Genomic DNA, 14804 nt, shown 5'->3' on the forward strand with positions numbered 1-14804 from the left:
AAGGCTAAGCTAGGGGCAATCAGTGTCGACGACGTCGGCACTTGTCCAGATTCCTCTGCACGGACGTCTCATGCGCAGTCGCCTTTTCAGCTTTTTATCTTGTCTGCTTCTTTCCGCCACCGCCGTTCAATCCGCCCAGGCCGTGGACCTCACCACCCAACGTCAATATTACGATGAAGCCAAACGCGCTTTGGCCAAGGGCGATACCGGCCCGTACATGCAATACAGCCAGGCCCTGGCCGATTACCCGCTGACCCCGTACCTGGCCTATGACGAACTGACGGCGCGCCTGAAAACCGCGAGCAACCAGGAAATCGAGCAGTTCCTCGCCAAAAACGGCGACCTGCCGCAGGCCAACTGGATGAAACTGCGCTGGTTGCGCTGGCTGGCCGAGCGTGGCGATTGGCAGACCTTTGAAAAGTACTACGACGCCAAGCTCAATTTCGTTGAGCTGGACTGCCTGCAGGGCCAGTACCAGCTCACCCACAATCTGAAAGCCGAAGGCTACAAGACCACCGAAAAGCTCTGGATGACCGGCAAGTCTCAACCGGCTGCCTGCGATGCCACCTTCGGCCAATGGGCGGCTGACGGGCAGCTCACCGAACAGAAGATCTGGGACCGCACCAAACTCGCCGCCGAAGCGCGCAACTACGCGCTCGCCAACAGCCTGGTGAAAACCTTGCCCACCCTCGGCGCCCAAGGCCGCCTGATGGTGGACGTGGCGCAAAAGCCCGACATGCTCAGCGACCCATCACGCTTCCTGCCAGCTACCGAGGCCATGTCGGACGCCGTCGGCCTGGGCTTGCGTCGCCTGGCCCGCCAGGATCCGGACAAAGCCATGGCCCTGCTCGACGGCTATGCCAGCAGCATGCACTTCTCTCGTGACGAAAAAGTGTCGATCGCCCGGGAAATCGGCCTGACCCTGGCCAAGCGCTATGACCCGCGCGCCCTTGAGGTGATGACCAAGTACGATCCGGAACTGCGCGACAACACTGTCTCCGAATGGCGCCTGCGCTTGTTGCTGCGCCTGGCACGTTGGGAAGATGCCTATCAGTTGACCCGCAAACTCCCACAAGACTTGGCGACCACCAACCGCTGGCGCTACTGGCAGGCCCGCAGCCTGGAGCTGGCCGAGCCGAAAAACCCGCAAGCGCTGGTGTTGTACAAGAACCTGGCACAAGAGCGTGACTTCTACGGTTTCCTTGCGGCAGATCGCTCCAAAGCCCCGTATCAGTTGAAGAACAAACCGCTACTGATGAGCCAGGCGCTGGTCAACAAAGTGCGCAACACGCCGGGCGTGCGCCGTGCGCTGGAATTCTACGCTCGTGGCCAGATCGTGGATGGCCGTCGTGAGTGGTACCACGTGAGCCGTCACTTCAACCGTGACGAGATGGTCGCCCAGGCCAGGCTGGCCTACGACATGAAGTGGTACTTCCCGGCGATCCGCACCATCAGCCAGGCGCAGTACTGGGATGACCTGGACATCCGCTTCCCAATGGCGCACCGCGACACCCTGGTGCGTGAAGCCAAGGTGCGCGGCCTGCATTCCAGCTGGGTATTCGCCATCACCCGTCAGGAAAGTGCCTTCATGGACGACGCCCGCTCCGGCGTCGGCGCCAGCGGCCTGATGCAACTGATGCCCGGTACCGCCAAGGAAACGGCGCGCAAGTTCAGCATCCCCCTGGCCTCCCCGGCCCAAGTGCTGGACCCGGACAAGAACATCCAGCTCGGCGCCGCCTACCTGAGCCAGGTGCACAGCCAGTTCAACGGCAACCGCGTGCTCGCCTCCGCCGCCTACAACGCCGGCCCCGGTCGCGTACGTCAGTGGCTGCGCGGCGCAGACCACCTGAGTTTCGATGTGTGGGTGGAAAGCATCCCGTTCGACGAAACCCGCCAGTATGTGCAGAACGTGCTGTCTTATTCGGTGATCTACGGGCAAAAGCTCAACTCGCCACAGCCGTTGGTGGATTGGCATGAGCGGTATTTTGATGATCAGTAGGCCACTATGTAGGAGCGAGCTTGCTCGCGAACAACCTGAGGACGCCGCTTAAAACCAGGATAGCTACGTTATCGTTGACGTTTTTCGCGGGCAAGCTTGCTCCTACAGAGACATCGATGCCCGCATTGAGAAATGCGGGCATTTTTTATGGACTGGACTTTAGTGTGACGCGTGCTCTTCAAGCCCATCACTGAACTGCAACGCCGCCAACCGCGCATACAACGCATTGCTCGCAATCAACTGCTGATGCGTCCCCACCGCCACCAACTTGCCCTGGTCCATCACCGCAATGCGATCAGCGTTCTTCACCGTGGCCAGCCGATGGGCGATCACCAGCGTGGTGCGCCCTTGCATCAACTGCGGCAGCGCTTGCTGGATCAGGTGTTCACTCTGGGCATCAAGGGCGCTGGTAGCTTCGTCGAGCAGCAGGATCGGCGCGTCCACCAGCAGCGCGCGGGCAATAGCCAGGCGTTGGCGTTGGCCGCCGGAGAGGCCCATGCCGCCGTCGCCTAGATGAGTCTGGTAGCCGTCGGGCATTTGCAGGATGAAGTCGTGGGCATGGGCAATGCGGGCGGCGGCTTCAACCTGTTCCTGGGTGGCGGTCGGGTTGCCGTAGCGGATGTTTTCTTCGACGCTGCCGAAGAACAGCGCCGGGCTCTGGGACACCAGGGCGAAGTGGCGGCGCAGGTCCATGGGGTCGAGTTCGGTGAGTGGATGGCCTTCGAGCAGGATGCGGCCTTGCTGGGGGTCGTAGAAGCGCAACAACAGGTCGAAAATCGTCGATTTACCCGCGCCGGAGGGGCCCACCAACGCGAGGGTTTCGCCAGGATTGATGGTCAGGTTCAGGCCGTCGATGGCGTAGCTGTCCGGCCGTGAGGGATAGGAGAAACGCAGGTCTTGCACCTCCATGCGGCCGCTGACACGGGCGGGCAATTGGACGGTGCCTGCGGTCGGCGCCTGGATCTCGTTGCTCGACTGCAACAACTCACCAATGCGCTCGGCGGCCCCGGCGGCGCGCTGCAACTCACCGAGCACTTCACTCAGGGTGCCGACCGCACTGCCGACTATAAGGCTGTAGAACACGAACGCCGCCAGCTCACCGCCGGAAATACGCCCGCTGATCACGTCCATGCCGCCGACCCACAGCATCACACCCACGGCGCCGAGCACCAGCATGATCACCAGGGTAATCAGCCAGGCGCGCTGGGTGATGCGTTTGCGCGCGGTGGTAAAGGCGTCTTCCACGGTCACGGCGAAACGCTGCTCGTCCTGCACCTGATGGTTGTAGGCCTGCACGGTCTTGATCTGGCCGAGGGTCTCGGACACATAGCTGCCCACGTCGGCGATGCGGTCCTGGCTTTGGCGCGACAAGCTGCGCACCCGGCGGCCGAAGATCAGGATCGGCGCCAGCACCAGCGGCAGCGCTACCACCACGATACTGGTGAGCTTGGGGTTGGTGACAAACAGCAACACGATGCCACCGATGACCATCAACGCATTGCGCAGGAACAGCGACAACGACGAGCCGATCACCGATTGCAGCAACGTGGTGTCGGTGGTCAACCGCGACTGGATCTCCGAACTGCGGTTGTTCTCGTAAAAGCCCGGATGCAGGTAGATCAAATGGTTGAACACTTGCCGACGGATATCCGCCACCACCCGCTCGCCGATCCACGACACCAGATAAAACCGTGCGAAGGTGCCCACTGCCAGCCCCAGCACCAGGACCATGAACAGGCCGATGGACTGGTTGAGCAAGTGCGGGGATTGGGTCATGAAACCCTGGTCCACCAGCAGGCGAATGCCCTGCCCCATGGACAAAGTGATGCCGGCCGTGACGATCAGCGCTAACAGGGCGCCAAGCGCCTGCCAGCGGTAGGGCGCGATGAAGCGGCTGGCCAGACGGATCGCGCGGCGTTGACGGACTGAGAACATGGAGGGCATCACCAATGAGGAACCTGTCCTCAACATTGGGGGAACTTGGGTAAATAACAATGAGTCAGGTTAATTATGCCCGCCGATACCTATCCCTAGAGGCTATCGGTCTAACCCCTGGCTGGAAATTTGTATCGGTTTCTGGTGGACTGGGTGTTCGAACAGGTGGCTTTGAATGGAGTTGTAACAGCCTGGTCACGCGGGCGGCTTAGAGTGATGAGCAGAATGGGTACACAACCTGATGAGGAGACAGGCCATGACCTTGCAAAACAGCAGCGATGCCAAGATTGAAGTAATCCGCCAGCCGCAGCAATTGCCCTGCTGGTACGTCGATGCCAATGGCAAAGATGTGCAGATTACCGAAGAGATGATCCAGCAAGCGTGCAGCGAACTGGAACAGCGACTGGTCAAGCCTGCCCAACAAGGCTGAAGCGCCTATGCTCTTTCAAACCCGGCCTTGGTGGCCGGGTTTTTTATGGGGATCTAGACGCTCACGGCACCCAATGCGCTGATGATGTTCGACAATGCTGCCGACTCACCGTTAATGCGCACCTTCAAGCCATCAATTTCACGGCGCTCCGGGTAGTTTTTACGCAGCAGGTCAAACGCTTTACGCTGTTCTTCCACCGTTCCTACCAGGCTCCGCCGGAAGTCCGCATCATCACGGCGCGGGTCGTACACGCTGCGGCACAGGGTCGCCAGCGCCCAGGCCGGGTCGGTGGACGCGTTCAACTGCACCTCGGCCAACCACGGCGGCGGCAGCAAATCACTCAACTGAATACTCGGCTCCTGCCCCAGGTGCGCGCAGAACGCCTGATAGATCTGCGCCGTGCCGCGTTGCTTGCCATCCAGGCTGTAACCAGCGATATGCGGCGTGGCCAGCACGCACAGGTCGGCCAGGTCCACGTCCACTTCAGGTTCGCCCTCCCACACATCCAGCACCGCTTGCAGGTCTTCGCGCGCCAGCAACACCTCGCGCAGGGCGGCGTTGTCCACCACCGGGCCACGGCTGGCGTTGATCAGCCAGGTGCCGGGCTTGAGCTGGTTGAGCCGCTGGCGGTCGAACAGGTGCCAGGTGGAGCCATTGCCGGACTTGGTCAACGGCGTGTGCAGGCTGATCACATCGCACTGCTCGATGATCTGCTCCAGGCTGACGTAATCGCCGTCTTCGGCAATCTGCCGTGGCGGGTCACACACCAGCACGTTCCAGCCCAGGCCCTTGAGCACCTTGACCAGCCGCCCGCCCACTTCGCCGGCCCCGACCACGCCATAGGTGCGCTGAGTGAGGTCGGCACCTTCGATTTCAGCCAGGGTCATCAGGCTGCCCAGCACATAATCCACCACGCCACGGGCATTGCAGCCGGGGGCGCTGGACCATTGGATGCCGGCCTGCTTGAAGTAGTCGAGGTCCAGGTGATCGGTGCCGATGGTGCAGGTGCCGACGAAGCGCACCTTCGTGCCCTCCAGCAGCGCACGGTTGACGTTGGTCACTGAGCGCACCAGCAGCACGTCAGCCTGCTCGACCGTGGCTCGGTCGATGGAACGGCCGGGCACGCGGCGAATCTCGCCAAATCCCTGGAAGAATGCATCGAGCAGCGGAATATTTTCGTCGGCAACAATCAGCATGGCAGGCTCCTTTCGCGGACCCGCAGTGTACAGGGATCGCGGCCCGCGCTTACAAATCCCTAACACAGGTTTTTTCCTGACCAATGCGTCAAGGCGTAGAATCCGCGGTCCTTGCGCATCCCTTTATTGGACACCTGTACGTGAACACTGCCTCTGCCACCCTCAGCCGCCCCGCCCGCATCAGCCGGGAAGTCGGCGGCCTGCTGACGCTCGCCCTGCCGATCATGGTCGGCCAACTGGCCACCACTGCGATGAGTTTTGTCGATGCGGTGATGGCCGGCCGCGTCAGCCCCCAAGACTTGGCGGCGGTGGGCCTGGGCAACTCGATCTGGATTCCGGTCTACCTGCTGATGAGCGGTACGCTGCTGGCCACCACACCGAAAGTCGCACAACGCTACGGCGCGGGCCAATACAGCGAAATCGGGCCGCTGGTGCGTCAGTCATTGTGGCTGGCCTTGGTGGTCGGCATCATCGGCTCACTGCTGCTGCTCTGCGCCGAGCCGATCCTGCATGCAATGAAGGTTGAGCCGGACCTGATCGCGCCCACCATGGGTTACTTGCATGGCATCGCCGCCGGTATGCCGGCCATTGCGTTCTATTACGTGCTGCGCTGCTTCAGTGACGGCCTGGGTCGTACGCTGCCGAGCATGGTCATGGGCCTCTTCGGCCTGGCGCTGAACATTCCGCTGAACTACATCTTCATCTACGGTCACCTCGGCCTGCCGGCCATGGGCGGCGTAGGCTGCGGCTGGGCCACGGCTATTTCGATGTGGGCGATGATGCTTGGCCTGGCCGCCTGGACCCGCTGGGGGCCGGCCTACCAGAGCAGCGAATTGTTCAAGCGCTTCGACTGGCCGCAATGGGCGGTGATCAAGCGCGTACTGGGCATTGGCCTGCCGATTGGCGTGGCGATCTTTGCCGAGTCGAGCATTTTTGCGGTGATCGCCCTGCTGCTGGGCAGCTTGGGAGCCACGGTGGTGTCCGGTCATCAGATCGCGCTGAACGTCAGCTCTCTGGTGTTCATGATCCCCTACTCCCTGAGCATGGCCGTCACTGTGCGGGTCGGCCAGGCCCTGGGGCGTGGCGAACCGCGTGAAGCACGCTTCGCCGCCGGGGTGGGCATGGGCACGGCATTGGCCTACGCCTGCCTGTCCTGCAGCCTGATGCTGCTGTTTCGCGAGCAGATTGCGGCAATCTATACGCCGGACCCGGTGGTCATTCACTTGGCTTCGACGCTGATCGTGTTCTCGGCACTGTTCCAGTTTTCCGACTCGATCCAGGTCACGGCGGCCGGCGCACTGCGTGGTTACCAGGACACCCGAGTGACGATGGTACTGACCTTGTTCGCCTATTGGGGCGTTGGCCTGCCGGTGGGTTACGCACTGGGGCTGACGAATTGGCTCGGCGAGCCGAGCGGCCCCAGCGGCTTGTGGCAAGGGCTGATCGTGGGACTGAGCTGTGCGGCGGGGATGTTGCTGGTGCGCCTGGCGCGCAGTGCACGCCGGCGTATCCGCGCCGACAAGGCACATCTGTAGGAGCGAGCTTGCTCGCGAAAAACCCGAGAGCGCCGCGTTAACCCAGGTGCGCCACGTTATCTTTGAGGATTTTCGCGAGCAAGCTCGCCCCTTAAGTACATCGAGTGATCAGTCGGCTTTTTTGCGGATCCAGTACAAGTACGTACCGGCCTGCTCCTGCTGACCCACCAGTTCGTGGTCAAGGAACACGCAGAACTTGGGGATATCGCGGCGCGTGGACGGGTCGGTCGCGATCACCTTGAGCAAGCCGCCGGGCGGCAGGTCGCGGATGTGCTGGTGCAGCATCATCACGGGTTCCGGGCAATTCAAGCCTGTTGCATCTAAGGTGCCGTCGACGGCGCTGTCGAAAATATCGCTCATGATCTACTCCTGAAACTGGCCGCCAGTCTACCGGGCCTTGGTTTTCTTCACATCCACCAACCGACGCAAATGGCAGGTCACTTCCTCACGGTCGTGGTACAGCTGCTTGCAGCCGATCTCCACACGGATGCCGCGCGCCTTGAAGCCGTCTTCGATGCGTTCCAGCAGGCGCTTCACTTCGGCGTAGCGCTGCTTCATCGGCAGCTTCAAGTTCACCACCGCCTCGCGGCAATGCCCTTCGCCGATCCAGGTTTCCAGCAACGCGGCGTTACGCGCCGGCTTTTCGACGATGTCGCAGACCATCCAGTCCACCGGCTGCTTGGGCACGAAGGTGAAACCGTCGGCCATCAAGTGCTGCACCAGGCCAGTGTCCATCAGGCTTTCGGCCATCGGGCCGTTGTCGATGGCGGTCACCAGCATGCCACGGTTGACCAGTTGCCAGGTCCAGCCGCCGGGCGCTGCGCCGAGGTCCACGCCGGTCATATCACCGTGCAGGCGCTCGTCCCACTGGTCGCGGGGGATGAAGTGGTGCCAGGCCTCTTCCAGCTTGAGGGTCGAACGGCTGGGCGCTTCGCGGGGGAACTTGAGGCGCGGAATACCCATCGGCCACATCGCCGAGTTGTTCGACTCGGCCAGGCCCATGAACACTTCGCGGCCACTCTTGAAGGTCAGCAGCAGGCGCGGCTTGCTCGGGTCGTCCACCAGCTTGCCGGCGTTCAGCAGGGCTTTGCGCAGGTGCACTTCGAATTTCTTGCAGAAGTTGGACAGTTCCTTGCCGTCGTTGGTATCGACCATCTCCAGCCACAGGCTGCCGCACACCGGGAATTCGCGCAGGTGGGCGAGGATCACGCTGATGCGGTCGGTTTCCGGCAGATCGATGAACACCCCGCGCGCCCACTGCCGAGGAAAGATCAGCTCGGCAAAGCGCTGGCCGTGCATCAGGCGCTGGGCGCCGTCTTCTTCGGTGCAGACAAATTCGGCGCAGGCGCTGCCGGTCTTGGCCTTGGCGTAGCCGGAAACGTTCAGACGCGCGGCGAGGTCCGCGATCTCGGAACAGACTTCGCCTTCAAAACCCGGGCGGCAGTGCATAAAAAGGGTGTTCATCAACTCTCCAAGTGAATCAACTGACGTTGCGCTGTCGCAATGCCTGTCATGAAAACCCGCGCATGATAACGGAGTTCGGAACCTTGGACTTAACGATAGAGTCCAGTTATTAGCCTGCTAATGAAAACAGGGCTAAGTTGATAGCTCTGTTCGTCCCGTCAGGTCCGTAGCCGTGCGGACCATAAGGAGTCGTGTCATGTCATCGCTTGATAGCCTGAGTACCCTTAAGACCCTTGAAATAGACAGCAAAACCTACCACTACTTCAGCCTGCCCGAAGCCGCCAAGAGCCTGGGTGACCTGGACAAGCTGCCGATGTCGCTGAAGGTGCTGCTGGAAAACCTGCTGCGCTGGGAAGACAACAAGACCGTCACCGGCGCCGACCTCAAAGCCATTGCCGCCTGGCTCAAGGAACGCCAGTCCGACCGTGAGATCCAGTACCGCCCCGCTCGAGTTTTGATGCAAGACTTTACCGGCGTCCCCGCCGTGGTCGACCTGGCCGCCATGCGCGCCGCCGTGGCCAAGGCTGGGGGCGACCCGCAGCGCATCAACCCGCTATCGCCCGTGGACTTGGTGATTGACCACTCGGTGATGGTCGACAAGTTCGGCAATGCCGACGCCTTTGAGCAGAACGTCGACATTGAAATGCAGCGCAACGGCGAACGCTACGCCTTCCTGCGCTGGGGCCAGAGCGCCTTTGACAACTTCAGCGTGGTGCCACCGGGCACCGGCATCTGCCACCAGGTCAACCTCGAATACCTCGGCCGCACCGTGTGGACCAAGGACGAAGACGGCCGCACCTACGCCTTCCCGGACACACTGGTCGGCACCGATTCCCACACCACCATGATCAACGGCCTCGGCGTACTCGGCTGGGGCGTGGGCGGGATCGAAGCGGAAGCGGCGATGCTCGGCCAGCCGGTGTCGATGCTGATCCCGGAAGTGATCGGCTTCAAGCTCACCGGCAAATTGAAAGAAGGCATTACTGCCACTGACTTGGTGCTGACCGTGACCCAGATGCTGCGCAAAAAAGGCGTAGTGGGGAAATTCGTCGAATTCTACGGCGACGGCCTGGCTGATCTGCCGTTGGCCGACCGCGCCACCATCGCCAACATGGCCCCGGAATACGGCGCCACCTGCGGCTTTTTCCCCGTGGATGAAGTGACGCTGGACTACCTGCGCCTCTCCGGCCGTCCCGCAGAAACCGTGAAGCTGGTCGAGGCTTACACCAAAGCCCAGGGCCTGTGGCGCAATGCCGGCCAGGAGCCGGTGTTCACAGACAGCCTGGCCCTGGACATGGGCAACGTCGAAGCCAGCCTGGCCGGGCCGAAACGCCCGCAGGACCGCGTGGCACTGCCGAATGTCGGCCAGGCCTTCAGCGACTTCCTCGACCTGCAATTCAAACCCACCAACAAAGAAGAGGGCCGCCTGGAAAGCGAAGGCGGTGGCGGGGTTGCCGTGGGCAATGCCGACCTGGTGGGCGAAACCGACTATGAATACGACGGCCAGACCTATCGCCTGAAAAACGGCGCGGTGGTGATCGCCGCGATCACGTCCTGCACCAACACCTCCAACCCCAGCGTGATGATGGCGGCTGGGCTGGTGGCGAAAAAGGCCGTGGAAAAGGGCCTGACGCGCAAGCCTTGGGTTAAGACCTCCCTGGCGCCAGGCTCCAAAGTGGTTACCGACTATTACAAAGCGGCGGGCCTCACTCAGTACTTGGACAAGCTGGGCTTCGACCTGGTGGGTTACGGCTGCACCACCTGCATCGGCAACTCCGGCCCGCTGCCCGAGCCGATCGAAAAAGCCATCCAGAGGGCCGACCTTGCGGTGGCTTCAGTGCTGTCAGGTAACCGCAACTTCGAAGGCCGCGTGCACCCGCTGGTGAAAACCAATTGGCTGGCTTCGCCGCCGCTGGTGGTGGCGTATGCCTTGGCGGGCACCGTTCGCATCGATATCAGCAGTGAACCGCTGGGGAATGACCCAGACGGCAAGCCGGTGTACCTCAAGGACATCTGGCCCAGCAGCAAGGAAATCGCGGATGCCGTGGCTCAGGTCAGCACCGGTATGTTCCACAAGGAATACGCCGAGGTCTTCGCCGGTGACGAGCAATGGCAAGCCATTGAAGTGCCACAGGCCGCCACCTACGTGTGGCAAAAGGATTCGACCTATATCCAGCATCCGCCGTTCTTCGACGACATTGCCGGGCCTCTGCCGGTCATCAAAGACGTCAAAGGCGCCAACGTGCTGGCGTTGCTCGGTGATTCGGTGACCACCGACCACATCTCCCCGGCCGGCAATATCAAGACCGACAGCCCTGCCGGTCGCTACTTGCGCGAACAAGGCGTGGAACCGCGCGACTTCAACTCCTACGGCTCACGCCGGGGCAACCATGAAGTGATGATGCGCGGCACTTTTGCCAATATCCGTATCCGCAATGAAATGCTCGGCGGCGAGGAAGGCGGCAATACGCTGTACATCCCCACCGGCGAGAAGATGGCGATCTATGACGCGTCGATGAAGTACCAGGCCTCGGGCACGCCCTTGGTGGTGGTTGCCGGCCAGGAATACGGCACCGGCTCCAGCCGCGACTGGGCAGCCAAGGGCACCAACCTGCTGGGCGTCAAGGCGGTGATCGCCGAGAGTTTCGAGCGGATCCACCGCTCCAACCTGGTGGGCATGGGCGTGCTGCCGTTGCAGTTCAAGCTGGATCAGAACCGCAAGACACTCAAGCTGACCGGAAAGGAGAGGATCGACATTCTCGGGCTGACTGACGTGGAGATCGTGCCGCGGATGAACCTGACGCTGGTGATTACGCGGGAGGATGGCAGCAGCGAGAAGGTGGAGGTGTTGTGCCGGATCGATACGTTGAATGAAGTCGAGTACTTCAAATCAGGCGGCATCTTGCACTATGTGCTGCGCCAGTTGATCGCCAGCTAGAGGACACCGGAGATCAAATGTGGGAGCTGGCTTGCCTGCGATTGCGGTGTGTCAGCTAGATACCTGTTAGCTGGCCTACCGCTATCGCAGGCAAGCCAGCTCCCACAGTTTTGACCGTATTTCAGGTCAGCCGAAGAGCCACTTCCACAGCAACACCAGCACAACAACAGCCAGCACCGGCCGCGCAATCCGGTAAGCCTTCGGATGCTTGCGCTTCCACTGCTTGACCACGCCGCTGAACTTGTCACTGAAGGTCTTGCTCCAGGCGTACGCCTGGTTGATCCCGCCCACGCGCTCGTCATCCAGGTTCTGCGGCGCAGTGGCGCGCCCCAATTGCTTGCTGACCCAACGGTTGACTCGGGTCATTACGCGGTTGCTCAGGGGGCGCTCGATGTCGCAGAACAGGATTACACGGGTCTGCTCGGTTTCGTTCTTGACCCAGTGCACGTAGGTTTCGTCGAACATCACGTCTTCACCGTCACGCCAGGCGTAGACCTGGCCGTCGACAAAGATGCGGCAGTCGTCGGAGTTCGGCGTGGACAGGCCCAGGTGATAACGCAGGGAACCGGCGAACGGATCGCGGTGCGGGTTGAGGTGGCTGCCGCCCGGCAACAGCGCGAACATCGCGCCTTTCACGTTCGGAATGCTGCTCACCAGCGCCACGGTTTTCGGGCACAGCGTCTCGGCCGACGGCAGGGGTTTGTCGTACCACTTGAGGTAGAAACGCTTCCAGCCCTTCTTGAAGAACGAGCCGAAGCCGGCGTCGTTGTTCTTTTCGGCCGCGCGGATGTAACCCTCGTCGAACAGGTGCATGGCCTCTTCGCGGATCACTTCCCAGTTGTCCTTGAGCACATCCAGTTCCGGGAACTTGCTGCGGTCCAGGTATGGCTTGGACGGCACGGCCGAGAACAGGTACATCAAGGCGTTATACGGGGCGAACAGCGCCGAATGGTTGACGAACTGACGCAATACCGGCAAACGCGCCTTGCCGCGCAGGTGCACGTACAGTGTGCTGCCGATAAACACCAACAACACCGACAGCTTGGCCGCTAAAGAAAAGGTCATGCAGCAACTCCTGAAAAAATGCGCCGGGCATCATAAACACTTGGGCCAGTATGCAGAAGGCCCAAGGTGTCAGTGCTGACACACATCAAGCCTGGTTTTCCTGATCGGTAAACAAATCGCTGAAGAGCATGCTCGACAGGTAGCGCTCACCGGAGTCCGGCAAAACCACCACAATGGTCTTGCCCTGCATCTCCGGTTTCTCGGCCAAGCGTACCGCCACGGCCATCGCGGCGCCGCAGGAAATGCCGCACAGAATGCCCTCTTCCTGCATCAGGCGCAGGGCCATGGCCTTGGATTCGTCGTCGGTCACCAGCTCCACGCGGTCAACCATCGACAGGTCAAGGTTCTTCGGCACGAACCCTGCGCCGATGCCCTGGATCTTGTGCGGGCTGGGCTTGATCTCTTCACCGGCCAGCGCCTGGGTGATCACCGGCGACACAATCGGCTCGACCGCCACCGACAGGATCGGTTTGCCCGCAATGTTCTTGATATAGCGCGACACACCCGTGATGGTGCCGCCGGTGCCCACCCCCGCCACCAGCACGTCCACGGCGCCATCGGTGTCATTCCAGATTTCCGGACCGGTGGTTTTCTCGTGGATCGCCGGGTTGGCCGGGTTTTCGAACTGGGCCGGCATGAAATAGGTGGCGGGGTCGCTGGCAACGATTTCGCCGGCTTTCTCGATCGCGCCCTTCATGCCCTTGGCCGGCTCGGTCAGCACCAGCTCCGCGCCGAGGGCCTTGAGCACCTTGCGTCGCTCGATGCTCATGGAGGCCGGCATGGTCAGCAGCAATTTGTACCCACGGGCGGCGGCGACGAATGCCAGGCCGATGCCGGTGTTGCCGGAGGTGGGTTCGACAATGGTCATGCCCGGCTTGAGTTTGCCGGTGCTTTCAGCGTCCCAGATCATGTTTGCGCCAATGCGGCACTTCACCGAGTAGCCTGGGTTACGCCCTTCGATCTTGGCCAGGATGGTCACACCACGCGGTGCGATCCGGTTGATCTGAACCAGGGGCGTGTTACCGATGGAGTGCGCGTTGTCTGCAAAGATGCGGCTCATGACGGGTCCTATTGGGCGGTCTTCTGGAAGGCCACAAGGGTATGCCTCGTGCCGCGAAGCGTCCAGTCGGAGGAACGTTGCGCGCTTCACAGTAGTCAATCTCCTACGAGCAAGGAGGACTGAACCATGAAACGTCGCTACAGCTGGCCACTATGGACCGTCGCCGGATTACTGGTAGTACTTGTCGCCCTGAGCATCGCCCTGCCCTATCTGGTGCGTAACTATCTGAATGAAAAGCTCGCCAACATGGGCGACTACCGTGGCCAGGTGGCCGATGTGGACCTGGCCCTGTGGCGCGGCGCCTACAAGATCAACGGTCTGGAGATCATCAAGGTCGACGGCAAGGTGCCGGTACCGTTCGTCAGGGCGCCGCTGATCGACCTAGCAGTGAGCTGGCACTCGCTGTGGTACGACCATGCGGTGGTGGCCAAGGTGCGTTTTATCAACCCCGAGGTGAACTTCGTCGACGGCGGCGCCAACAAGCAGGCGTCCCAGACCGGTAAAGGCACCGACTGGCGCGAGCAGTTAAGCAAGCTGGCGCCCATCACCCTCGACGAGGTGCGCATCGAAGACGGTAAGATCGCCTTCCACAACTTCAGTTCCAAACCACCGGTCAACATCAACGCCACCGAGGTCAACGCCAGCTTCTATAACCTGACCAACGTCGTCGACGTCAAAGGCAAGCGCGACGCTCGCTTCGAGGGCAAAGCCCTGCTGCAAGGCCAGGCGCCGCTGGAGGCCACTGCCACCTTCGACCCGCTAAGCAATTTCGAGAACTTCGAATTCCGCTTTCGCGCCAAGGACCTGCAACTCAAGCGCATGAATGACTTTGCCTCGGCCTACGGCAAATTCGATTTCAAGGCTGGCACCGGTGATGTGGTGATCGAAGCCCAGGCGGAAAAAGGCCAGTTGACCGGCTATATCAAGCCGCTGCTGCGCGACGTCGAAGTGTTTGATTGGCAACAGGACGTGGAAAACAAAGACAAGAACATCTTCCGCTCGATCTGGGAGGCCGTGGTCGGCGCCAGCGAAACCGTGCTGAAAAACCAGGCGAAAAACCAGTTCGCCACCCGTGTTGAACTCAGTGGCAGCGTGCACCAGCAAAATGTCAGCGCGTTTTCTGCTTTTTTGGCGATTTTGCGCAACGGCTTTATCCAGGCCTTCAATGCCCGCTACGAGCAA

At 61.3% G+C, this 14804-nt stretch carries 11 protein-coding genes; 5 read left to right on the top strand and 6 right to left on the bottom strand.

Annotated elements, in window-relative coordinates; translation table 11 throughout:
- Nucleotides 1–70 precede the first annotated feature (70 nt).
- A complete protein-coding gene (locus tag HX793_RS01695; RefSeq protein ID WP_177051088.1) occupies nt 71–1999 on the top strand; it encodes a transglycosylase SLT domain-containing protein in 1929 nt (642 codons plus the stop codon).
- Nucleotides 2000–2158: 159 nt separating this feature from the next.
- On the opposite strand, the gene HX793_RS01700 is transcribed toward HX793_RS01695, so the two are convergent.
- Nucleotides 2159–3943 (bottom strand): ABC transporter transmembrane domain-containing protein, encoded by a 1785-nt coding sequence (locus HX793_RS01700; RefSeq protein WP_177051081.1) that lies wholly within the window; start codon nt 3941–3943, stop codon nt 2159–2161.
- A 247-nt stretch (nt 3944–4190) separates the two neighbouring features.
- Between HX793_RS01700 and HX793_RS01705 the strand changes: the two genes are divergently transcribed.
- Complete coding sequence (locus HX793_RS01705; protein ID WP_016975252.1) at nt 4191–4364, top strand: PA1571 family protein; 174 nt, start codon at nt 4191–4193, stop codon at nt 4362–4364.
- Between the two features lie 53 nt (nt 4365–4417).
- On the opposite strand, the gene pdxB is transcribed toward HX793_RS01705, so the two are convergent.
- Nucleotides 4418–5560, bottom strand: a complete 1143-nt coding sequence (gene pdxB / locus HX793_RS01710) for a 4-phosphoerythronate dehydrogenase PdxB (protein WP_177051071.1) — start codon at nt 5558–5560, stop codon at nt 4418–4420.
- A 140-nt stretch (nt 5561–5700) separates the two neighbouring features.
- Between pdxB and HX793_RS01715 the strand changes: the two genes are divergently transcribed.
- The gene (locus HX793_RS01715; RefSeq protein WP_177003457.1) at nt 5701–7095 is read left to right on the top strand and encodes an MATE family efflux transporter; all 1395 of its coding nucleotides are present in this window, start codon (nt 5701–5703) and stop codon (nt 7093–7095) included.
- 108 nt (nt 7096–7203) lie between these two features.
- On the opposite strand, the gene tusA is transcribed toward HX793_RS01715, so the two are convergent.
- Entirely contained in the window at nt 7204–7455 is a 252-nt protein-coding gene (gene tusA / locus HX793_RS01720) for a sulfurtransferase TusA (protein ID WP_177051069.1), read from the bottom strand.
- Between the two features lie 27 nt (nt 7456–7482).
- Nucleotides 7483–8559, bottom strand: coding sequence for a 23S rRNA (cytidine(2498)-2'-O)-methyltransferase RlmM (rlmM, locus tag HX793_RS01725; protein WP_016975248.1), 1077 nt, complete (start codon nt 8557–8559; stop codon nt 7483–7485).
- A gap of 196 nt (nt 8560–8755) precedes the next feature.
- Between rlmM and acnA the strand changes: the two genes are divergently transcribed.
- A complete protein-coding gene (acnA, locus tag HX793_RS01730) occupies nt 8756–11497 on the top strand; it encodes an aconitate hydratase AcnA (protein ID WP_177095975.1) in 2742 nt (913 codons plus the stop codon).
- A gap of 126 nt (nt 11498–11623) precedes the next feature.
- Here the strand turns inward: acnA and HX793_RS01735 are convergent, their stop codons facing one another.
- A complete protein-coding gene (locus tag HX793_RS01735) occupies nt 11624–12562 on the bottom strand; it encodes an aspartyl/asparaginyl beta-hydroxylase domain-containing protein (RefSeq protein WP_177095977.1) in 939 nt (312 codons plus the stop codon).
- Nucleotides 12563–12647: 85 nt separating this feature from the next.
- Entirely contained in the window at nt 12648–13622 is a 975-nt protein-coding gene (gene cysK / locus HX793_RS01740; protein WP_038846532.1) for a cysteine synthase A, read from the bottom strand.
- A gap of 126 nt (nt 13623–13748) precedes the next feature.
- On the opposite strand from cysK, the gene HX793_RS01745 reads away from it, so the two are divergent.
- Nucleotides 13749–14804 (top strand): DUF748 domain-containing protein (locus HX793_RS01745; protein WP_178905452.1); only part of this gene is annotated, 1056 nt, incomplete at its 3' end.

The organism is Pseudomonas reactans, from assembly GCF_013387025.1.
Classification (GTDB): Bacteria; Pseudomonadota; Gammaproteobacteria; order Pseudomonadales; family Pseudomonadaceae; genus Aquipseudomonas; species Aquipseudomonas reactans.